The organism is Apilactobacillus zhangqiuensis (assembly GCF_019656215.1).
Lineage (GTDB): Bacteria > Bacillota > Bacilli > Lactobacillales > Lactobacillaceae > Apilactobacillus > Apilactobacillus zhangqiuensis.
Genome location: NZ_BPLK01000002.1, coordinates 47,990 through 68,833 on the forward strand (window position 1 = coordinate 47,990; position 20,844 = coordinate 68,833).

Annotated in this window: 19 protein-coding genes; 18 read left to right on the forward strand and 1 reads right to left on the reverse strand. The window is 36.8% G+C overall.

What is annotated here, in order from left to right; translation table 11 throughout:
* Nucleotides 1-10 precede the first annotated feature (10 nt).
* The 17 genes from K5Q07_RS01465 (at nucleotide 11) to K5Q07_RS01545 (ending at nucleotide 19,655) form a co-directional block, all read left to right on the forward strand.
* Nucleotides 11-1,384: an acetyl-CoA carboxylase biotin carboxylase subunit gene (locus K5Q07_RS01465; RefSeq protein WP_220729421.1), complete on the forward strand. Its 1,374-nt coding sequence runs from the start codon at nucleotides 11-13 to the stop codon at nucleotides 1,382-1,384.
* Nucleotides 1,374-2,192, forward strand: coding sequence for an acetyl-CoA carboxylase carboxyltransferase subunit beta (locus tag K5Q07_RS01470; RefSeq protein ID WP_220729274.1), 819 nt, complete (start codon nucleotides 1,374-1,376; stop codon nucleotides 2,190-2,192). The genes K5Q07_RS01465 and K5Q07_RS01470 overlap by 11 nt, the downstream gene beginning before the upstream one ends.
* A 15-nt stretch (nucleotides 2,193-2,207) precedes the next feature.
* On the forward strand, nucleotides 2,208-2,975 hold the full coding sequence (gene accA, locus K5Q07_RS01475; RefSeq protein WP_220729275.1) for a carboxyltransferase subunit alpha: 768 nt from the start codon (nucleotides 2,208-2,210) through the stop codon (nucleotides 2,973-2,975).
* Between the two features lie 42 nt (nucleotides 2,976-3,017).
* On the forward strand, nucleotides 3,018-3,779 hold the full coding sequence (fabI, locus tag K5Q07_RS01480) for an enoyl-ACP reductase FabI (RefSeq protein ID WP_053792966.1): 762 nt from the start codon (nucleotides 3,018-3,020) through the stop codon (nucleotides 3,777-3,779).
* Complete coding sequence (locus K5Q07_RS01485; RefSeq protein WP_220729276.1) at nucleotides 3,772-4,362, forward strand: 4'-phosphopantetheinyl transferase family protein; 591 nt, start codon at nucleotides 3,772-3,774, stop codon at nucleotides 4,360-4,362. Before fabI ends, K5Q07_RS01485 begins: the two co-directional genes overlap by 8 nt.
* A 365-nt stretch (nucleotides 4,363-4,727) precedes the next feature.
* Entirely contained in the window at nucleotides 4,728-5,171 is a 444-nt protein-coding gene (fabZ, locus tag K5Q07_RS01490) for a 3-hydroxyacyl-ACP dehydratase FabZ (protein ID WP_054606919.1), read from the forward strand.
* A gap of 13 nt (nucleotides 5,172-5,184) precedes the next feature.
* Nucleotides 5,185-6,423: a beta-ketoacyl-ACP synthase II gene (fabF, locus tag K5Q07_RS01495; protein WP_053792048.1), complete on the forward strand. Its 1,239-nt coding sequence runs from the start codon at nucleotides 5,185-5,187 to the stop codon at nucleotides 6,421-6,423.
* Nucleotides 6,424-6,538: 115 nt separating this feature from the next.
* The gene (gene galE / locus K5Q07_RS01500) at nucleotides 6,539-7,528 is read left to right on the forward strand and encodes a UDP-glucose 4-epimerase GalE (RefSeq protein ID WP_220729277.1); all 990 of its coding nucleotides are present in this window, start codon (nucleotides 6,539-6,541) and stop codon (nucleotides 7,526-7,528) included.
* Between the two features lie 102 nt (nucleotides 7,529-7,630).
* Nucleotides 7,631-8,539 (forward strand): aldo/keto reductase, encoded by a 909-nt coding sequence (locus K5Q07_RS01505; RefSeq protein WP_220729278.1) that lies wholly within the window; start codon nucleotides 7,631-7,633, stop codon nucleotides 8,537-8,539.
* 98 nt (nucleotides 8,540-8,637) lie between these two features.
* Nucleotides 8,638-9,549, forward strand: coding sequence for a DMT family transporter (locus K5Q07_RS01510; protein WP_251067613.1), 912 nt, complete (start codon nucleotides 8,638-8,640; stop codon nucleotides 9,547-9,549).
* A 102-nt stretch (nucleotides 9,550-9,651) separates the two neighbouring features.
* Nucleotides 9,652-10,263 carry a TetR/AcrR family transcriptional regulator gene (locus tag K5Q07_RS01515; protein ID WP_220729280.1) on the forward strand — a complete coding sequence of 204 codons (612 nt, stop codon included), beginning with the start codon at nucleotides 9,652-9,654 and terminating at the stop codon, nucleotides 10,261-10,263.
* Nucleotides 10,264-10,277: 14 nt separating this feature from the next.
* The gene (locus K5Q07_RS01520; RefSeq protein ID WP_220729281.1) at nucleotides 10,278-12,968 is read left to right on the forward strand and encodes an MMPL family transporter; all 2,691 of its coding nucleotides are present in this window, start codon (nucleotides 10,278-10,280) and stop codon (nucleotides 12,966-12,968) included.
* Nucleotides 12,969-13,111: 143 nt separating this feature from the next.
* Entirely contained in the window at nucleotides 13,112-14,035 is a 924-nt protein-coding gene (locus K5Q07_RS01525) for a YczE/YyaS/YitT family protein (protein ID WP_054606914.1), read from the forward strand.
* 303 nt (nucleotides 14,036-14,338) lie between these two features.
* Entirely contained in the window at nucleotides 14,339-15,730 is a 1,392-nt protein-coding gene (locus K5Q07_RS01530) for an amino acid permease (protein WP_220729282.1), read from the forward strand.
* A 39-nt stretch (nucleotides 15,731-15,769) separates the two neighbouring features.
* On the forward strand, nucleotides 15,770-16,708 hold the full coding sequence (locus K5Q07_RS01535; RefSeq protein WP_220729283.1) for a DMT family transporter: 939 nt from the start codon (nucleotides 15,770-15,772) through the stop codon (nucleotides 16,706-16,708).
* A gap of 163 nt (nucleotides 16,709-16,871) precedes the next feature.
* The gene (locus tag K5Q07_RS01540; RefSeq protein WP_220729284.1) at nucleotides 16,872-17,813 is read left to right on the forward strand and encodes a DMT family transporter; all 942 of its coding nucleotides are present in this window, start codon (nucleotides 16,872-16,874) and stop codon (nucleotides 17,811-17,813) included.
* A gap of 102 nt (nucleotides 17,814-17,915) precedes the next feature.
* Entirely contained in the window at nucleotides 17,916-19,655 is a 1,740-nt protein-coding gene (locus K5Q07_RS01545; protein WP_220729285.1) for a putative glycosyltransferase family protein, read from the forward strand.
* 15 nt (nucleotides 19,656-19,670) lie between these two features.
* On the opposite strand, the gene K5Q07_RS01550 is transcribed toward K5Q07_RS01545, so the two are convergent.
* Nucleotides 19,671-20,366: a DUF6198 family protein gene (locus K5Q07_RS01550; RefSeq protein ID WP_220729286.1), complete on the reverse strand. Its 696-nt coding sequence runs from the start codon at nucleotides 20,364-20,366 to the stop codon at nucleotides 19,671-19,673.
* Nucleotides 20,367-20,444: 78 nt separating this feature from the next.
* On the opposite strand from K5Q07_RS01550, the gene K5Q07_RS01555 reads away from it, so the two are divergent.
* Nucleotides 20,445-20,756 carry a DUF7671 family protein gene (locus K5Q07_RS01555; protein WP_220729287.1) on the forward strand — a complete coding sequence of 104 codons (312 nt, stop codon included), beginning with the start codon at nucleotides 20,445-20,447 and terminating at the stop codon, nucleotides 20,754-20,756.
* The last annotated feature ends 88 nt before the right edge of the window (nucleotides 20,757-20,844 follow it).

Here is a 20,844-nt window from a genome sequence, read left to right on the forward strand (position 1 = left end):
GATGAGTGAAATGTTTAAAAAGGTATTAATTGCTAACCGTGGTGAAATCGCGGTGCAAATCATAAGAGCACTTCATGAGATGGACATTAAAGCTGTTGCCGTTTATTCAACTGCCGACAAGGATAGCATGTTCGTTAAATTAGCCGATGAATCAGTATGTATTGGTGGTCCACAACCAAACGAATCATACTTGAACATGGCTGCAGTGATTGACGCTGCTGTTTTAACTGGATCAGAAGCTATTCACCCCGGTTACGGATTTTTATCTGAAAACGCTGAATTTGCTGAACTTTGCGAAAAATGTTCAATTAAGTTCATTGGACCAAGTTCAAAAGTAATTGATTTAATGGGAAATAAATCTCATGCCAAGGCAGCAATGAAGAACAGTGGAGTACCAACCATTCCTGGTTCAGATGGCTCCATTGAAACTTTAGACGAAGCTTTAAAACTAGCGGATGAAATTGGTTATCCAGTTATGCTTAAAGCTGCTGCCGGTGGTGGTGGAAAAGGTATCCGTGAATGTGATGATGAAGAATCACTAAAGGAAATCTTCAACACTACTAAGCGTGAAGCAAGAATTTCATACAATGACGATTCATTGTACATGGAAAAGGATTTAAGTGATGCTAAGCATATTGAAATGCAAGTTATCGCTGATCAAAAGGGAAATGTTGTCTACTTCCCTGAACGTGACTGTTCTCTACAAAGAGGTCACCAAAAGATTATCGAAGAAACTCCTTGTATGGAAGTTTCTCAATCTCAACGTGACTACTTAGGTCAACTTGTTGCAAAGGCAACCAAGGAAATTGGTTATGAAAACACTGGTACTTTTGAATTCCTATTGGATGAAAAGACCAACAATTTCTACTTCATGGAAATGAACACCAGACTACAAGTTGAACACACAGTTTCTGAAGAAGTTGCTGGAGTTCAATTAATCAAGGCTCAAATTCAAGTTGCTGCTGGTGAAGAATTACCATTCACCCAAGACGACATCAAAGTAGATAGTTACGCAATCGAGTGCCGTATTAACGCAGAAGATCCTGCACATGGTTTCTTACCAGCACCAGGAACTCTTCGTAAGGTTAACTTCCCGTTCGGAACTAAGGGTGTTCGTATTGATTCAGGAGTTGAACAAGGCGACACTATTTCTCCTTTCTATGATTCAATGATTGCTAAAATCATTGTACATATGCCTGACAAGCCTCAGGCTGTCGTAAAAATGAGAAGAGTAATTAATGAATTTAAGGTTGATGGAGTTAAGACTAACCGTCAATTCCTAAACGATTTGTTACAAGACAAACATTTCAATGATTCAGATTTCAATAATCTATACATTGAAAAATCATTCTTGAAAGAGTGGTTGAAAAACGTTGAAGAATAATAAATCAGAAGAAACCAAAGATTTACAAACACTAATGGATAAAGTTCCAGATCATTTGTTCATCAAATGTCCTGTTTGTGAAGAAAACTTTTACAACAAGAAGTTAGGAGAATACAAGTTATGTCCTAATTGTGGTTATGGTTTTAGACTTGGTGCTCAAGAAAGAATCAACATGACTGTGGATGAATTCACACCAATTGATTCAGAAATCAGCGCACCAAAGCGTTTCCTAGGCGACGAAAAGTACGCTGGAAAGCTTGAAAAGTCAAAGAAGGCCACTGACCTAAACGAAAGTGTTCAAACCGGTTTTGCTAAGATTGGCGATGCTGAATTTGCCCTAGGTGTAATGGATTCCCGTTTCATCATGGGTAGTTTAGGTACTGCCACTGGTGAAAAGCTTGCTAGATTATTCGAACAAGCTACCGAAAAGAACTTACCAGTAGTTGTCTTCTCATGTTCTGGTGGTGCCAGAATGCAAGAAGGAATCCACTCATTAATGCAAATGGCCAAGGTATCACAAGCTGTATCTGATCACGCCGAAAAAGGATTACTATACATTTCTGTATTAACTGATCCTACTACCGGTGGGGTTACTGCTAGTTATGCCATGGAAGGAGATATCAACATCTCTGAACCACACACATTAATCGGTTTTGCTGGACGTCGAGTTATCGAAAAGACAATTCAACAACGTCCACCAAAGGATTTCCAACGTGCAGAAACTCTACTTAAGAATGGTTTCTTAGATGCCATTGTTAAGAGAGATGAAATGAAATCAGTATTAGCCAAGTTATTGGCTTGGAATTAGGGGGATATTAGTATTATGGGAAAAGCATATGATCGTGTTTTAGCGGCTAGAAGTGCTGATAAGATTAGTATCCAAGACCTAGTTGCTGGAATTACTGATGACTTTATGGAACTACACGGTGACCGTGCTTACAGTGATGACCCTGCCGTTTACGCAGGTATCGGAACTATTGCTGGTCAACCAGTTACCATTACCAGTATCCAAAAGGGAAACGACACTGACGAAAATATCGAAAGACATTTTGGATCAGCTGAACCTTCTGGATACAGAAAAGCTTTACGTTTGATGAAACAAGCGGAAAAGTTTAACCGTCCAATCATTAACTTGATTAATACACCTGGTGCATATCCTGGTATGGACGCTGAATACAAGGGTCAAGGTTACATGATTGCTCAATCAATTATGCAAGGACTTAAGTTAAAAGTGCCATATATCAGTGTCATCGTAGGTGAAGGGGGAAGCGGTGGTGCCTTAGCACTTGCTGTAGGTGACACCGTCTGGGCTCTAGAAGATAGTATCTATTCAGTCCTATCACCTGAAGGTTATGCCACAATCTTGTGGAAAGATTCAAGTAAGGCAGCAGAAGCTGCTGAACAAATGCAACTTACACCAAAGGAACTATTAGACAATGAAATCATTGATAAGATTATTCCCGAAGTCAAAGATGCAAACTCAATGCAAAACTTCAAAGAAGCTTTAATTGAAAAAATTAATGAACTTAACAAATTACCTAAAGAAGAATTATTGGCCCAACGTCATGAACGTTACCGTAAATTCAACTAATGTAATTTAATTGATTTGTATATTTTAGGAGGCCAAATCATAATGTCAAACTTATTAGATGGAAAAACAATTGTTGTTATGGGTGTTGCTAACAAACGTAGTATTGCCTGGGGTTGTGCTAAGTCACTAATGGATAACGGTGCTCAAGTTATCATTACTTACCAAAACGAAAGACTAAAGCGTCAATTAGACAAGCTTGTTCCTGAAGGAACTGAAATGATCGAATGTGACGTTGCTGAAGATGCAAACGTTGAAAAGACTTTCCAAGACATCCAAGCTAAATTTGGTAACATCGATGGTGTTATTCATGCCATTGCTTACGCTGACAAGGAAACTCTTGAAGGTGGCGTTATTGATGTTAAGAAAGATGGTTACAACTTAGCTCAAGACGTTTCAGCTTACTCACTAATTTCAGTATCACGTTATGCAAGTCGTGTTATGAATCCTCAAGGTAGTATTGCTACTCTAACTTACATGGGTTCAACTCGTGCTATCCCTTCATACAACATGATGGGTGTTGCTAAGGCTGCTCTAGAAGCTAACGTTAGATACCTAGCTTCAGACCTAGGTCCTAAGAAGATTCGTGTTAACGCTATCTCAGCTGGTGCCATCAAGACTCTAGCTGTTACTGGTATCAAGAATCACGGTGACCTATTGAAGGAATCAGAAGCAAGAACTGTTGACGGTGAAGCTGTTGACATCCACCAAGTTGGTGACGTTGCTACTTTCCTAATGAGTAACCTATCATCAGGTGTTACTGGTGACTTGATTTACGCTGATAAAGGTGTTCATTTACTTGCTTAATAATACAGAAATTTTTATCGATTCTATTCAAAATCCAAAGTACCAAGAAATCTTCAAGAAGGCTGATGTTGATTTTACGAAGTATAATAAACGTCAAGCAATTGTCGGTAACTTGATGCTGGCAGATTACATGGGAATTAGTATTGATGAATTATTGCATGGTGACCTATTCTACTATGGTGATCATGGCAAACCATTTCTAAAGTCAAACCAATTTCAATATAATATTTCTAACTCATATGATTTGGTAATCCTTGCGGTTTCAAATCAAGAGATAGGAATAGATATCGAAAAATTACGTCCATTTACTTACAAGCGCATTACTCGTGCTTTTACTGATAAAGAATTAGATTACTTAAGCAATTTAGACGAATCTGTTGAAGGTGATGAAACGCTTAAACTATGGACAATCAAGGAATCAGCATTAAAATTAGTCGGTACTGGTTTATCCGGTAAGGTTAAGAGTGTCGACATTGATGTTGATACCAAGAAATCTGCTAAACGATTAGATCGTAAAATTAAATTAACCGATATTGAGATAGCTGATGGCTACGTTGGAACCCTTGCTACATATGACGATTAATATCTGCTGTTAAATGATTTTCCGGGGTAATGGGTTGTTCAAACATTAAACGAATCAAATCATGATAATTAGCTGAATTCTAATAAAAAACGGCAAAATAGATATACATTCTACCATGTGTCACATAAGGAAATATACGTAAAGCATTGCTATGACAGCGTTTTATTTATTTTAAGTAATAAAAAGAGTCTTGTACGTTGTAACTTAGTACGGTAATTGTTAAACTTATTTATGTTAATTACCTCATCTAGATATGAAAACTACATGAGGTGGTTATCCATAATCCTATTGGATTAGGATCATAAATTAGATTAATAAAAGACGTTTAATTGTTAAAATTTTGAATTATACGAGGAGTGCTTATTGTGAGTGTTTTAAATACAACAGAAATTATGGATTTAATTCCAAACAGATACCCAATTCTATACATCGATAAGGTTGATGAATTAATCCCTGGCGAAAAGGTAGTTGCTACTAAGAACGTAACTATCAACGAAAACTATTTCCAAGGTCACTTCCCTGGAAACCCAGTTATGCCTGGTGTTTTAATCATCGAAACTATGGCTCAAACTGCTTCAATTCTTATTTTGAAGAGTGAAAAGTATAAGGATAAGACTGCTTACCTTGGCGAAATTAAGGGTGCTAAGTTCAGAAAGATGGTTAAACCTGGTGACGTTGTTCGTTTCGAAGTTACTATGGGTAAACAAAAGAAGAACATGGGACAAGTTGACTGTACTGCTTACGTTGGCGACAAGAAAGCTTGTTCAGCTCAACTAACATTTATCGTTCCAGACGTAAAACGTAAATAAGGAGGATAACTCTATGGAAAAGCGTGTTGTAATTACAGGTATTGGTGCCGTTAGTCCTTTAGGTAACGACGCTAACACATTCTTAGACAATATTTTTGCTTCAAAGACAGGTATTGCTCCAATTTCTAAGTTTGATGCTTCAGAAACTGGTGTTACATTAGCTGCCGAAGTTAAAGATTTTGATCCACTAAAACGTATCGACAAGAAGATTTCAAAACGTATGGATGATTTCTCACGTTACGCTTTATACTCAGCTTACGAAGCTATGGAACAAGCTGGCCTAAAAGAAGGCGAATTTGATCCAGATGAATTAGGTGTTATCTATGGTTCAGGTATTGGTGGTTTAACAACTATCCAAGAACAAGCAATCAAGATGTCAAAGAAGGGTCCAGGTCGTGTATCTCCATTCTTCGTTCCTAACTCAATCATTAACATGGCTGCTGGTAACATTTCAATTAACTTAAATGCTAGAAACACTTCTCAAGCAATCGTTACTGCTTGTTCATCAGGTACTAACGCTATTGGTGATGCATTTGATTACATTCGTTTTGGTAAAGCCAAGATGATGATTACCGGTGGTTCAGAAGCTTCAGTTAACGAATTAGGTATTGCAGGTTTCGCTGCTCTATCAGCTCTTTCAACTTCAGAAACTGTTGAAGGTGGTTCAATTCCATTCGATAAGGATAGAAATGGATTCGTTATGGGTGAAGGTGCCGGTACTTTAGTTCTTGAAGAACTAGAACATGCCAAGGCTCGTGGTGCTAACATCTTAGCCGAAGTTGTTGGTTACGGTACTAACTCAGATGCTTACCACTTAACTGCTCCAAGACCAGACGGTTCAGGTGCTGTTGATGCTATGAAGTTAGCTCTTAAAGATGCTAACGTTGATCCTAAGGACGTTGACTACGTTAACGCTCACGGAACAAGTACTCATGCTAACGATTCAGCTGAATCACAAGCTATCAAGAAAGTATTTGCTGACAACGACCACATCAAGGTAAGTAGTACAAAGGGTATGACTGGTCATGCTCTAGGTGCTGCTGGTTCACTAGAAGCCGTTATCATGGTTGGTGCATTACAACGTCAACAAATGCCAGTTAACTACGGTGTTAAGAACATCGATCCAGAAGTTGAAGTAGAACTAGTAAACGAAGACAACAAGAAGTCACCAGTTAACTACGAAATTTCAAACTCATTTGGTTTTGGTGGTCACAACGCAGTTCTTGTATTCAAGAAGTACGAAAACGACTAATAAAACAATTAAAAGACGCGGTATGATACCGCGTCTTTTTTTCTGGAATTTATTGAATTTTTAAGGTTCCTGTTTGATAATGATAATATAAGTAATTTAAAAGGAGCGTTCTTATATGGCAATTTTAGTACCAGGTGGAGCCGGTTATATCGGTTCTCACACCGTAGATCGTTTAATCGAAAAAGGTTACGATGTTGTCGTTGCTGATAATCTAGCAACTGGACACTTAGCCAGTGTTAATAAAAAAGCAAAGTTCTATCAAGGAGACATCAGAGATGCTGACTTCTTAGACAAAATCTTTGATAACGAAAAAATTGAAGGGGTAATTCATTTTGCCGCCAATTCAATCGTTCCAGAATCAATGGAAAAACCATTGAAGTACTTTGATAACAATACTGGTGGAATGATTAATCTATTAGAAGCAATGCAAAGACATAACGTTAAGAACATTATATTCTCTTCTACCGCTGCTACCTACGGAGAACCTGAAAGCATTCCTGTAAAGGAAACCGATTCTCAAGTACCTACCAACCCTTATGGTGAAAGTAAGCTAATGATGGAAAAGATGATGAAGTGGGCTGACGTTGCCTATGGTATCAAGTACACTGCACTACGTTACTTTAACGTTGGTGGAGCAAAGATGGATGGGTCAATTGGCGAAGACCATGGTCCAGAAACTCACTTAATTCCAATCATCCTACAAGTTGCTCAAGGTACTCGTGAAAAATTACAAATCTTTGGTACAGACTACCCAACCAAAGATGGTACTAACGTTCGTGACTATGTCCACGTTGTCGACTTAGCCGATGCTCATATTCTAGCATTGGACAGATTGATGAAGGGTGGAGATTCAGAAGCATTCAACCTAGGTTCATCAACTGGTTTCTCCAACAAGGAAATGCTAGAGACTGCTCGTAAGGTTACTGGTAAGGAAATTCCTGCCGAAGACGCACCAAGAAGACCAGGTGATCCAAGCACTTTAGTTGCTGATTCTACTAAGGCTCGTGAAGTATTAGGCTGGAAACCTCAACACGACAATGTTGAAGACATTATCGCTAGTGCATGGACTTGGACTCAAAAGCACCCACACGGATACGAAGATTAATATTCGATTATATTTGATTATAATCATGTCTTTTTTCTTGAAAATGACGAAGATGGGATTTACCATAAAGTTGAACTTAAGAAATAGGAGGCTGAATTTTCTATGAACAGATTAGAAGGACTTGAAGAAACAACTACTCTAAACAATGGCGTTGAAATGCCTCGTCTTGGTTTAGGTGTTTGGAAAACAGATAATACAAGTGCCAAGGAATCAGTTAAAGAATCAATCATCAAGGGTTACCATTTAATTGATACTGCAAAGCAATATGGTAACGAAACTGGTGTTGGTGAAGGAATTAAAGAAGGTTTGGCCGCAACTGGACAAAACCGTAAAGATTTATTTATTACAACTAAATTATTTAACGGTGACCAAGGTTATGAAAGTACAATTAATGCCTTAAATGGTACACTAAAACGTCTTGATTTAACTTACATTGACCTATACCTAATGCACTGGCCAGTAGATGGCAAGTACATTGATACTTGGAAGGCAATGGAAGAATTATACCGTCAAGGTAAGATTAGAGCTATCGGAATTTCAAACTTCGATAACGAAAGACTACAAAACTTGTTAGATCATAGTGATATCGTTCCTGCTGTTAACCAAATGGAATTCAATCCAGTTAACCAAGAAAAGGATATCCTAGAATTTAACAACCATGCTGGAATTCAACTAGAAGCATGGTCACCACTTGGTGGTGGGGAAGCTTTATCTAACGAAGAAATTAAGAAGATTGCTGACAAGTACAACAAGTCAGTTGCTCAAGTAATTCTTCGTTGGGACTGGCAAAAAGGTGTAGTAACCATTCCTAAGTCATCACATGAAGAAAGAATTATTCAAAACTCAGATATTTTCGACTTCAAGTTATCAGAAGATGACATGAAGGCCATCGAAGGTATCGACAAGCAAAAGCGTAGTTTATGGTACCCTGATTTTGAATGGCACACTACCGGTAAAATGACAGATACTGTTGATAAGTGGGACGATTCTCCTGCAAACTACAAAGACTAGTTATAATCACTAATCATAAAAAAGCGTTGTCTTTAATGACAACGCTTTTTCTTTTGTCCTATAATGGTATTAAACAACTAGAGAAATGGAGAATTGGATTGGAAAATAAGACACAAGCGCAAAAGAGACTAATCGGTGGAATCCTAGCAGTGACCGGGGCTATCCTTTGGGGGATTCAAGGTCCTGTATCACAATTTTTATTCCAAGATAATCATTTATCACCCGAATGGCTAATGGGAATTAAGATGGGGATTTCAGGAATTATCATCCTATTATTCACCAATTTTGTTAAAAAAGAACCGGTAATGGATCTTTGGAAGAAACCAAAGAATCTAGGGGTGTTTGCTGCATATGCAGTATTCGGTTTAGCAGCCGTGCAATACCTATACTTAGTAACGGTTAATCTAAGTAATGCCGGAACCGCAACGGTGTTGCAAAGTTTGGGAACGGTGTTGATTGTTATCTTTACAGCAATCTTTTATCACCAACTACCCAACAAGTATGAAGCCACTGCAGTATTGGTTGCTTTAATTGGAACATGGCTATTGGTAACTAAGGGTCATTTAACCCAACTAGCAATCTCAACTCCAGCATTAACCGCTGGACTATTATTAGCACTAGCTGGTGCAATTCAAACCATGTTACCGGTGAACCTATTAAAACGTTTTTCAACGCTAGTCGTCGTTGGATGGGCAATGCTAGTCGGCGGAATTATCTTTACCTTCATTCATCCTTTTTGGGTAGATGTTCCTAATTTAACTCTTGGTACAGTATTAGGTGTTAGTTTTATTGTCTTCTTTGGTACGATGATGTCATTTATTTGTTTCATCAGTAGTTTGAAATTCATTTCACCAACTGTTGCAGGGATGTTAGATACATTTGAACCACTATCTGCTACCATCGGGGCCGTTATTTTCCTTAATACATCATTTAATGGTGCAGAAGTTATCGGTGGTCTTTTGGTACTAAGTACGGTATTTATCCTAGCTTTAGGGAACAAAAAAGAATAAAAATAAAAAAGATACTGAACAACGTGTTGACTTTATGAGCGCGTTGTTTTTATAATGTAATTGAATTATTAGATAAGTGATTTTTGAGGGGGAGACATATGTATGGTTAAACAAGATCGTAGAACGATTCAAACCAAGTCCCAAATTACTGATGCCTTAATTGAATTGATTCATACTAAGGGGTTCAATAACTTGAGTGTTACTGACTTAACCAGAACAGCAGGAATTGGTCGTGGAACGTTTTACATTCATTATTTAGATAAGTTTGATTTATTGTCAAAGACAGAAACACGTCTATTAGGTGAAATTCAGGATATTTTAAATGCAATTGTTCCAGAAGAACTAAAGGCGTTTTCCGAAAATAGTGAAAATGCTCCATCTGAATTAGTAATCAAGACCCTTGATTACTTTTACCAAAATTCTAAATTATTGTCTGCCCTATTATGCCCAGACGGTGATCCATATTTAATTGGTAAGATTAAGAAGATGTTCAAAGAAGTGATTGTCGAATCATTCCACGCAGCACCTTCTGAAATTGAGTTCCATCCTGGAATTCCAAAAGATTACGTTATGGAAATTATTTTGGATAGATTGATGAGTATTGTTGTTTATTGGATGAGTAAAGAACATCCAGAGTCTCCTAGTCAAATCGCTGAAATCATTAAGACGACGCAAAGAACCGCGCCACAAGATTTAATTAATATCAAAAAATAAGGGGGAGAATTCAGATGCCAAAGTTTATTAAGAAGTATACTGGTAGCCTGGTTGCATGGTTGGTAGTTGTAATTCTAAGTATTGTCTTTTTACCAAACATGTCTAACCTAGTTGCCCAAAAAGGCCAAACTAAGATTCCAGCCACTTCACAAAGCCAAGTAGCTGAAACCATTCAAAAGCATTGGGGTCATGGTATTAGTAATACCATGGATACTGTTGTTGTTTTCAATAACGGTAATAGTAAAATCACTTCAAGTGACCAAAAGAAAATTGATGCTACAATTCAAAAATTAAAGGACCACAAGTCCGAATACGGTATCAAGGGTGTAACTGCACCATTTGATAATGACGCAACTAAAAAACAATTAATTTCAAAGGATAAGACCACTGAAATTGTTCAATTAAACGTAACTAAGAAACGTTCAATTCAAAGCGTTAACAACCAACTTAAAGATGCTGTTAAGACCACTGGAGTAAAAACTTACGTTACTGGTGGAGATATCCTAAACGATGACTTTAGAGTTTCTACACAAGAAGGAATTCAAAAGACTGAAGTTATCGCTGCAGTATTTATTCTAATCGTATTGATTATCGTATTTAGATCACCAATCGTGCCATTGGTATCACTATTGACTGTGGGTGTGTCATTCATTGTTTCATTGAGCATCGTAATGAACCTTGTTCAATACTTCGGTTTCCCACTTTCAAACTTTACTCGTGTATTCATGGTGGTTGTTCTATTCGGTATTGGTACTGATTACAACATTCTTCTATACAACCAATTTAAGGAAGAATTGAGTAGGGGTAAGAATCAAATTCAAGCAACTATTGATGCTAGAAAAGTTGCCGGAAAGACAATTCTATACTCAGGAGCATCAGTATTAATCGGTTTTGCAACTCTAGCTTTAGCTAAGTTCTCAATTTACCAATCAGCCGTTGGTGTAGCGGTCGGTGTTGCCGTATTACTACTTGTATTAGTAACATTGAACCCATTCTTCATGGCTGTTTTAGGTAAGAATATCTTCTGGCCATCAAAGAACTTCGATGGTGAAGGTGAAAACAAACTATGGAACTTCTTATCAAACAAATCAACTAAGTGGGCAATTCCAGCTATCGTGTTGGTATTACTTGTGACCGTTCCATTTATGGCAACTTACAAGAATAACCTAAACTACGATAACAGTGTGGAACTTCAAAATAGTGTTCCTGCTAAACAAGGACTATTGACCGTTCAAAAGCACTTCTCAAAGGGGACTGCTGAACCTTCAACTATTTACATTAAGTCCGACCACAATCTAAATAACGAAAAAGACTTGAATGAAATTGATCGAATAACCCAACAATTGGGTAAACAATCAGGCGTAAAGACTGTGGCATCAGTAACCCAACCAAGTGGAATGCCAATTAATCAACTTTACGTAAATGACCAACTAGAAACACTAAATTCTAAGATGAAGACAGCTAAGAAGGGTATTAGCACCATCAAACAAGGTACTAAGAACTCATCATTCAACGCTACTCCATTGGAAAACATTGGTTCTTCAGCAATGACAATTGGCCAATACCTAAAGAATATTCAAGCAATGAGTGGACAAACAGGTAACACCAATGGTCAAGCTGTATTGACACAACTACAACAAAAGATGGCTTCAGTGGGTCAACCACTTAGTCAAACCCAACTACAAATTGTGGGTGCTTTGTTACAACAAAGTGCAACTAAACAACAAAGTCTATTGAGTGGTTTACAAACACAATTGCAAGGAATTGCTTCAAATACTCAAAGTGTTGGTGACAACGCCAAGGCATTAGCCGCTCAATTGAAAGAAACTCAAGCTAAGCTAAAGAAGGCTGGCGTTGGTTTAGATAAGATTGAAAAGGGAATGGGTAGTGCTAACGATTACCTAAACTCTCTATCAAACTCACAAGCTTCTGATTCATTCAATATTCCAGAAAGCGTCTTGAAGAGCGACACATTTAAGCGTTCAGTTAACACTTATCTATCAGCAGATAAGAAGACTGCAAAGATTACTGTTGTTCTAGATAAAGACCCTAACTCTGAAAGTGCAATGAACCAAGTTGATAATTTACAAACTAAGGTATACAACAACATTTCAGGTACTTCACTAGATCACAGTTTGGTTGCAATTGGTGGTCAAACCGCAACTACTTCTGACACTCACCACATTGCAAGTTCTGACTTCTTAAGAACCGCAATTATCATGGTAATCGGAATTATGATTGCATTAATGGTTATTACCAGATCAATTCTTCAACCATTCTACATTCTAGGTACTTTGATTATTGCTTACGTTTCATCATTAAGCATCACTAAGCTAATTAGTTCAGCTGTATTAGGTGAAAAGTTCCTAACTTGGAACACACCATTCTTCACATTCGTAATGCTAATCGCATTAGGTGTTGATTACAGTATCTTCTTGATGATGAAATACCGTGAATTCGGTAGCGTTGATGCTACAGCTGAAAGACAAATTCAACATGCCTGTGCTGTTATCGGTACAGTGGTTATCTCAGCGGCAATCATTTTAGGTGGTACTTTTGCGGCTCTAATGCCATCAGGAGTATTGACTCTAATTCAAGTTGCCATCGGGGTAATTGTTGGATTAATCATCCTAGTATTTATCATTCCAATGCTAATTTCAGCATTGATCAAATTGACTTATGGCCAATCTGAAGATAAAGAATAGATGAAAATAATACGAATGAGAGACGATGGATTTTTCCATCGTCTCTTTTTTAGTATAAATTATTTCATTTGAAACTATAAAAGAGTTATAATGTAAGCGCAATCATAACTAAAAATATTAAACATTAAGAAGGTATAAACATCATGGAAAATATTTCATACGATAACTCAAAAAACGTTATTAACAAGCCGTTGGACTTCTTTTTACGCGCAATTATGTCACTAGTGGGGGTTACCTTAATTGCTTTAGGTGCTGCATTCATGCGCTCAGGACATGTTGGAATTGATCCATTCACTGCAATGAATGCAGGGATGGCTACCAAGTTAGGAACTTCATTAGGTTCATTTCAATTGTTTGCTAACTTAGTATTATTCATTATTGTTTTGATTTTTGATCGTAAGCAAATTGGATTAGGAACCATCTTTAACATGGTTTTAGTGGGATATGAGATTGAATACTTCAGTACTTTTTACTCAATGATTTTCCCAGGTAAGATTAGTATTCCAATGATGGTTTTCGATGCGATTGTCGGTATTTTAGTCTTTACATTAGGTACTTCTATCTACATGGCTACCAAATTAGGGGTATCACCTTATGATGCGCTAGCGCCAATCATTTCAGAAAAGACACACATTGAATACAGAAAAGTCAGAAGTGCTCAAGATATCATCTTCATGATTGTGGCCATTGTTGTATCTGGTCCATTTGGAATCATGACTATCTTTACAGCATTCTTTGCGGGTTCATTGATTAGTTTCTGGAACAACACAATTAGTCGTGAATTGATGACTCATATCGATCACTTCAGTCAAAGACCAAGCCTACATGATGCAGCTGGTGGATTGGTTAGCTTAGGTAAACGTGGTTACGATATCGTAAGTAGCGCTTATCAAGATACCTACATTATGCAAAAACAAATGTCTGGTTACACCAACACTGAGATTGAAGAATTAATTAAGAAAACTAACGACAATATGAGAAAGAATCAACAAGTTCAGTTAATTCTTAATAAGCGCTTAGAATCTTTAAACGCTGAATTAAAGGAAAGAAAAGCTAAGAATAAATAAAAAAACTTGCAATCTCCATATATTTTCGGTAAGATTATTACAAATAAATGAACGAATAAAAATTGGAGGTTCAATCATGGCTACTTGTTATATTCTGACAATAAAACAAGATAATAATAATTTCTTCTTTAATCTGAACTAGTCGTTTAGTATAGTACGTAGAAGAGATTATTTCGCTATGAAAACTTCGGAAGCACTAGAAAAATGGCTGGTAAGCAGTTATTCTTTCTAGTGCTTTTTTACCGCACTAGTTAGGAGAACTAGTGCGGTTTTTATTTATTCATGTAAAAAAGGGGGATTTTTATGAATATTCTGTCTAAGGTGAATCGTAAGACATCATTGGCTAAGTTCATTGATAGGGATCAAAATTTACAAAGAACTATCGGCATTAAAGATTTAATCATGATGGGAATCGGTGCGGTTATTGGTGCAGGAATTTTCGTAATACCAGGAACGGTTGCAGCTACTACTGCTGGACCAGGAATTATCCTTTCATTCGTAATTGCGACAGTCGTATGTTCACTTTGTGCAATGTGTTACGCTGAATTTTCTTCAGCGCTACCGGTTGCAGGGAGTGCTTACACATTTGGTAATGTTATCTTCGGAGAAATTACTGGATGGATTATCGGATGGGGATTAATTTTGGAATACATGCTTTCAGTAGCAACTGTTGCATCAAGTTGGTCAGCTTACTTGCAATCATTACTGGCTAATTTCGGAATTCACATGCCAAAGGCACTATCAGCTAACTATGATCCGAATCACGGCTCATATGTTAACTTGATAGCGATTCTAGTAGTGTTATTGATTTCATGGATTTTAACGAGGGGTGTTAAATCATCCACACGTTTAAACGACATAATGGTTTTAGTAAAAATTGCAATCATTATTGTCTTTGTAGTTGCTGGGGCATTCTTTGTTAAGCCAACTAACTGGAACCCATTTATGCCATTCGGAGTAAGTGGGGTCTTCACAGGGGCTTCATTAGTATTCTTTGCTTACCTAGGTTTTGATGTTATTGCTGCCTCTGCAGGTGAAGTAAAGAACCCTAAAAAAACGATGCCAATCGGAATTATTGGGACATTGATCATTTGTACAATCTTGTACATATTAGTTTCAATCGTTCTTACGGGAATCGTACCTTATACTAAATTAAACGTTTCTGATCCAGTAACATTTGCACTACAAATGATTCACTTGGACAAGCTTGGAATTTTAATTTCATTGGGAGCACTAGCAGGTATGTTTACAATGATGGTAAACATGGTATTTAGTAGTTCACGTCTAATTTACTCCATCGGTCGTGATGGACTTTTACCTAAGAATTTGAGTAAAATAGACACTAAGAAGAATGTTCCAATTCACAGTGTTATCTTTGTGACCATTGTGATCGCTCTAATGGGTGGAATTTTCTCACTAGATAAGCTAGCCAGTTTAGTTAATATTGGGACATTGATCGCCTTTACATTTATGTCAATTGGGATTTTATTCCTAAGAAAACGTAAAGACATCAAAAATGATGGATTCAAAGTTCCATTATATCCAGTATTACCAATTGTATCAGCGGTGGCATGTATTTATTTATTAACGCAATTACCACTTGATACATGGATTCTAGCAATCATTTGGTTTGCTGGAGGATTATGTATTTACTTCGGTTATGGAATTAAACATAGCCGTTCAAACAAATCATAATAACGTTTCGTTGTTATGGACAAACGGGGAGTTTTAAAAATGGAAAAACAACATACAACGACTGAAAACGTCATGAAAGGTATTTTCTGGTCTGCGATGGCTTCAACCCTATGGGGTTTCTCAGGAGTTATCATGCAATTCGTTGCTCAAAACGAAGCAGTGCCTACTCAATGGTTCATTTCAGTTCGTACATTATTTGCAGGTATTTTATTGTTAGCTATTGGTTCAATTCACGTTGGTAAACATGTTTTTGATGTTTGGAAATCAAAAGAATCAATCATTAGATTATTCATCTATGCAATTTTTGGTTTAGCAGTTAACATGTCAACTTTCTACGTAAGTATTCAAGAAGGTAACGCTGCTACTGCCACAATCCTACAATACTTAGCACCAATTTTTATTGTTCTATACGGTTTAATCTTCATGAAGAAGAAGCCTCTAAAGGCTGATGTTATTTCATTCTTACTAGCTTTAGTAGGGGTATTCTTGATTATCACTAATGGTCACATCGGTGAACTATCAGTTCCATTTACTGCCGTTATCTTTGGTTTACTATCAGCTGTTTCAGCAGCCGTATACTACTCAGTTCCAAAGCCACTATCAAAAGAAAACTCACCATTCGTTGTGCTAGGTTGGGGTACTTTAATTGCTGGTATCGGTTTTAACGCATACCACCCATTCTGGACTGATGCTCCTAAGATTACACCAGGTATCGTATTAGGTATCGGTGGTGTTATCTTAGTTGGTACCATCTTTGCTTTCTCAGCTGTTCTATACAGTTTGAAGTTTGCTCCATCAGAAGTTTCAAGTATCGTTGATGCCGTTGAACCAGTGGTTACTATCATCTTAAGTATGATTGTATTCCACCTAATTCCAACACCAATCGAAGCACTTGGTGCAATCATCATCATCGTATCTATCTACTTCCTACAAAGATCTCACCAAAAGAAAGATAAGGAAGACCCAGATATTAGATAGTTTGTATAAAAAAGTTATCGAAAAGACTGTTTTTACGCATTATTTCGTGGAAATGGTCTTTTTCTATTTTCAAGCTTTCTTACTTATGATATCTTTTTAATATAGGTTTCAAGTAAGAAAACTTTACATCTGTTGGAATTATAGCTTTATATGGGGTGAAAATATGGAAAACGAAACAGGCCTTTTGGAAACTAATGTTATGAAAGGTATCTTCTGGGCTTTTTTGGCTTCAGCACTTTGGGGTGTTTCAGGTACAATTTTACAATTCGTATCTCAAACTGAACATTTGGAAGCTAACTGGTTCTTATCAACTAGAACCATGATTTCTGGAATTGTGTTATTAATTATTTCTGCAATTGTTTATAAGGGACACATTTTCAACGTCTTTAAGTCATGGAAATCATTTATTTGCATCGTGGCTTACGGAGTATTTGGTCTAGGTGCTAACCTTTACACATTCTACATGAGTGTTCAAACCGGTAATGCTAATGCATCTACTATTTTGCAATACTTAGCACCACTATTTATTCTATTGGGATCAATCGTATTCCAACACAGAAAACCATTACCAATCGATATTATGGTTTTCGTAATTGCTTTGGCAGGGGTTGTATTATCTCTAACCAAGGGTGATTTCTCATCACTATCAATTACTCCTGCATCATTGATTTGGGGAATTTTATCTGGTGTAACTGCTGCGCTATACGTGGTACTTCCACGTCCAATCGTTGGTCAAAGCTCACCAATGGTAATTTTAGGTTGGGGAACTTTGATTGCCGGAATTATCTTTAACTTAAAGCAACCAATCTGGGTACACATGCCACACCTAACCGCTGGTGTCGTATTCGGAGTTGGTGGAATTATTCTATTCGGAACAATTCTTCCATTCATGCTATTACTACATGCTTTGAACTTTGCACCATCAGAAGTTGTTAGTCTAGTTGACGCGACTCAACCAGTTGTTACTTTTATTTTAAGTATCATCTTCTTCCACATTTCAATTAGTTTTATTGAAATCATCGGTGCAGTTCTAGTTATCTTGGCAATTTTCATCTTACAAAAGTCCCATCGTAAGTTGACAATCGACAAACATAGCGAAGCTTAAAAAATACTGATATTACACTAAGAAGCGACCTAATTTTAAGGTTCGCTTCTTTTTTATGTGGTAATATAAAACATGTAAATTATAGTTTAAGGAAGAATATCGATGAAAAAAGCGATTAAGTTTTGGCCATACATGACAATCTTTTTGGTTGCCGTGTTAATTATGCTGCCACAAATTGTGACCGGATCATTTATTTTGGGAGTTGATTCAATCTTTCATATGAATCGATTCTATGATGCGGCTATGCAACTAAAAACTGGCCATTTAAGTTACTTTATATCCATTTATGGATACCAACAGTCAGGGCGAATTATCAACGCGTTATATGGGCCATTAGCGGCTTATTTTAACGGTTTGATCCTCCTGGTTACCGGCAATTGGGTTAGGTTCCAAATTGTCACATCATTGCTAACGTTATCCGTCAGTGGAATTACGATGTATAACCTAGCAATCAGAACCCATATCAAGAAAATATATGCGGTCTTTGTCGGAATTGCTTACATGTCGTCTTATTTGATTATGGGATGGGTAGTAGGTATGCAGTTCACTGGTTGGGGCGCAGCTTTATTACCTTGGCTATTAGCTGCTGGTTTTGACATGGTTGATTACAAATCAATTAACATATTAAAACTAGCCATTCCGATGTCGATTATGTTGCAAACTCACATGTTGAGCAGTTTGACCGGAGCATTGGCGTTGATTCCAATGTTTATTTATGGTGTTGTTCATAGTAATGAAAAGCTCAAAATGTGGCGTAATGCCATCTTATCAGTGCTACTAACACTATGTTTAACCGCCAACGTTTGGTACGGAATGATGCAAATATCATTCACCAACCACGCGTTGGGAGTGGCCCCACAATTAAATATGTATGAAGATTCGGTTGCCTTGTATGGTAAAAACGTCTTCGTATTGCCTCCGCTATATTCGATCGGATTTATCATTGTTGCCATTTACTTTGCGGTGAACTTTAGAAAGATTAGTTCATCTAGAAAGATTATCTTTATTACCGGGCTATTCTTCATGTGGATTTCATCCGTGTTATTCCCATGGGGACCATTAGACAAGAAGTTTCCAAGTATTTCATACCTAATTCAAATGCCACGTCGTTTTGTTGTGATTCCATTTGTCTTGTTATTAATCTGTGCTGGAATCATGATTAACGACACTTCTAAAAAACAATGGATTAATTCATTAAAGAATTATGCATTGTTGATATTAACTTTCTTCATTATCTACAATGCAGGTGGACCTGTGAGAAATGGTGTGCATCACTTCTTCTCGCCTAAGGTAGTTCAAAATGACTATAATCTTCATTATCAAACAACGGACACCAATGCAATTAGAGATAGTTTGTCATCTCACGACACTGGTGCCGTCTTAAAGATGTTAACGAAGGCAACACCGGATTACTTGCCAGTTCAATATAAGATGACAGCTTATAACTATTTTGATTATCATCCATATGGTAATTATGGTGATCAAATCATAAATTATAAGGGTGAAGTAACCAAGACGATTAAACGCAATGGACATCTATTACTAACTTGGGATAATGACTCAGACGACAATAAATCAATGCAATTACCAATCTTTAAGTATGACGATACTAAGCTGATTTTAAATGGCAAACATATTGGCGATGTTAAGCAAACCCAAATTGGTAGTGTAATCGTTAAATCAAAGCCTGGTCATAACAAATTAGAAATTTACTATCACGCAACTCCAATGCTTCTAGCCTTACTATGGATTACAGTATTTAGTTGGATGGGATTGATTGCCGGAATTATGATTTATCTAATTCTAAGATGGAAAAAGCATATAAAAAGAAGCGTTTCGTAATGAAACGCTTCTTTTTTATTTTTCAAAATGTTTTTGAATTTGGGTATTAATGTTTTCATTATGTTTTAGAGATGGGAAAATATACTTATCAGCTGTTTGAATCAAGATACCATTAAATGCAATTGAGAATAGTGTTCCGACACTTACAGAGTAGATACGGTGTAAGAAAATCGCGCAAATTAAAATGATTATAATAGGGGGCGTAAAATCAAGTAGTTGTGATTTAATGGCACTACCCTTTAAATAATCAAAACGAAGAATATTGGTTGTATCATCGTTTGGATGCATGAAGATATTGGCACGTTGGTATAGTGAGATGGCTGTGCAGAAGCAGCAAACACCGATTAATGCCATTGGCACTCTAATGTACAGTGACAAGTGATTCCAACCTAACGATTCAAAGTAGTTGGTAAAGATTTGAATGAATGAACTGAAGAAAATGATAAAGATTAATTCTTCAGCGAAACGTAAAATATCAATATGTTTAATCAATATTTGATTGGTTAAAGCATTGATAATTCCAAATGCAAAAATCATAATACCAACATCGACACCAAACAATTGATGGATGTTTACAGAGGCTGCGGTCCAAATACCAGAACCACAACTGGATACAATTGTGAGTGCGTTTCCGAAAGCGTTTAACAATAGTCCAAAAATTAACGCAATAATTCTAGTTTTTAATGTATTAACAGATCGAATAACGATCATCTCCTAAAGTGAATTAAGTAACTTAATGATATCACATATTGCAATATAATATGGTAAAGTATAAGAAAGGTGATTGATATGAAGGGTAAATACGAAGTAAACAGATATATTGGTGTTGTGGTTGATGAAGATCAGTCTGGCCAATACATAATCAAGAAAGACGATAAAGGTGAATTTAAGCTTCATGACTGGAGAACCGGGAAGCATACTAAGGGTAAATTCAAGGGCATCGGTCAATTGTTCTTAACCGAAAACAACATGTTAGTAGCTGTTGTAGACTATGAACCAGTTAAGTTCAAGGATCGTCATGAATACACGCCGTTACAAAGATTTACCAGTGAAGTCCTAAGCGATGAACAATTAGAGCAAGCAAAAAAAAGACTTGATTAGTATCAAGTCTTTTTTATGGCGTTGTTATAACCAGTTGAGCTTATTAATAAGTAAGTTGAGCTTTGTTAAGCGTCGAATTTAATAGCAA

Bases quoted from the DNA above. Each gene is read 5' to 3' on its own strand.
- K5Q07_RS01465 (WP_220729421.1), top strand. From the start codon at position 11: ATGTTTAAAAAGGTATTAATTGCTAACCGTGGTGAAATCGCGGTGCAA.
- K5Q07_RS01535 (WP_220729283.1), top strand. From the start codon at position 15,770: ATGGAAAAACAACATACAACGACTGAAAACGTCATGAAAGGTATTTTC.
- K5Q07_RS01550 (WP_220729286.1), bottom strand. From the start codon at position 20,366: ATGATCGTTATTCGATCTGTTAATACATTAAAAACTAGAATTATTGCG.
- K5Q07_RS01525 (WP_054606914.1), top strand. From the start codon at position 13,112: ATGGAAAATATTTCATACGATAACTCAAAAAACGTTATTAACAAGCCG.
- K5Q07_RS01555 (WP_220729287.1), top strand. From the start codon at position 20,445: ATGAAGGGTAAATACGAAGTAAACAGATATATTGGTGTTGTGGTTGAT.
- K5Q07_RS01545 (WP_220729285.1), top strand. From the start codon at position 17,916: ATGAAAAAAGCGATTAAGTTTTGGCCATACATGACAATCTTTTTGGTT.
- K5Q07_RS01540 (WP_220729284.1), top strand. From the start codon at position 16,872: ATGGAAAACGAAACAGGCCTTTTGGAAACTAATGTTATGAAAGGTATC.
- fabF (WP_053792048.1), top strand. From the start codon at position 5,185: ATGGAAAAGCGTGTTGTAATTACAGGTATTGGTGCCGTTAGTCCTTTA.
- K5Q07_RS01530 (WP_220729282.1), top strand. From the start codon at position 14,339: ATGAATATTCTGTCTAAGGTGAATCGTAAGACATCATTGGCTAAGTTC.
- K5Q07_RS01505 (WP_220729278.1), top strand. From the start codon at position 7,631: ATGAACAGATTAGAAGGACTTGAAGAAACAACTACTCTAAACAATGGC.
- galE (WP_220729277.1), top strand. From the start codon at position 6,539: ATGGCAATTTTAGTACCAGGTGGAGCCGGTTATATCGGTTCTCACACC.
- K5Q07_RS01515 (WP_220729280.1), top strand. From the start codon at position 9,652: ATGGTTAAACAAGATCGTAGAACGATTCAAACCAAGTCCCAAATTACT.
- fabI (WP_053792966.1), top strand. From the start codon at position 3,018: ATGTCAAACTTATTAGATGGAAAAACAATTGTTGTTATGGGTGTTGCT.
- K5Q07_RS01520 (WP_220729281.1), top strand. From the start codon at position 10,278: ATGCCAAAGTTTATTAAGAAGTATACTGGTAGCCTGGTTGCATGGTTG.
- accA (WP_220729275.1), top strand. From the start codon at position 2,208: ATGGGAAAAGCATATGATCGTGTTTTAGCGGCTAGAAGTGCTGATAAG.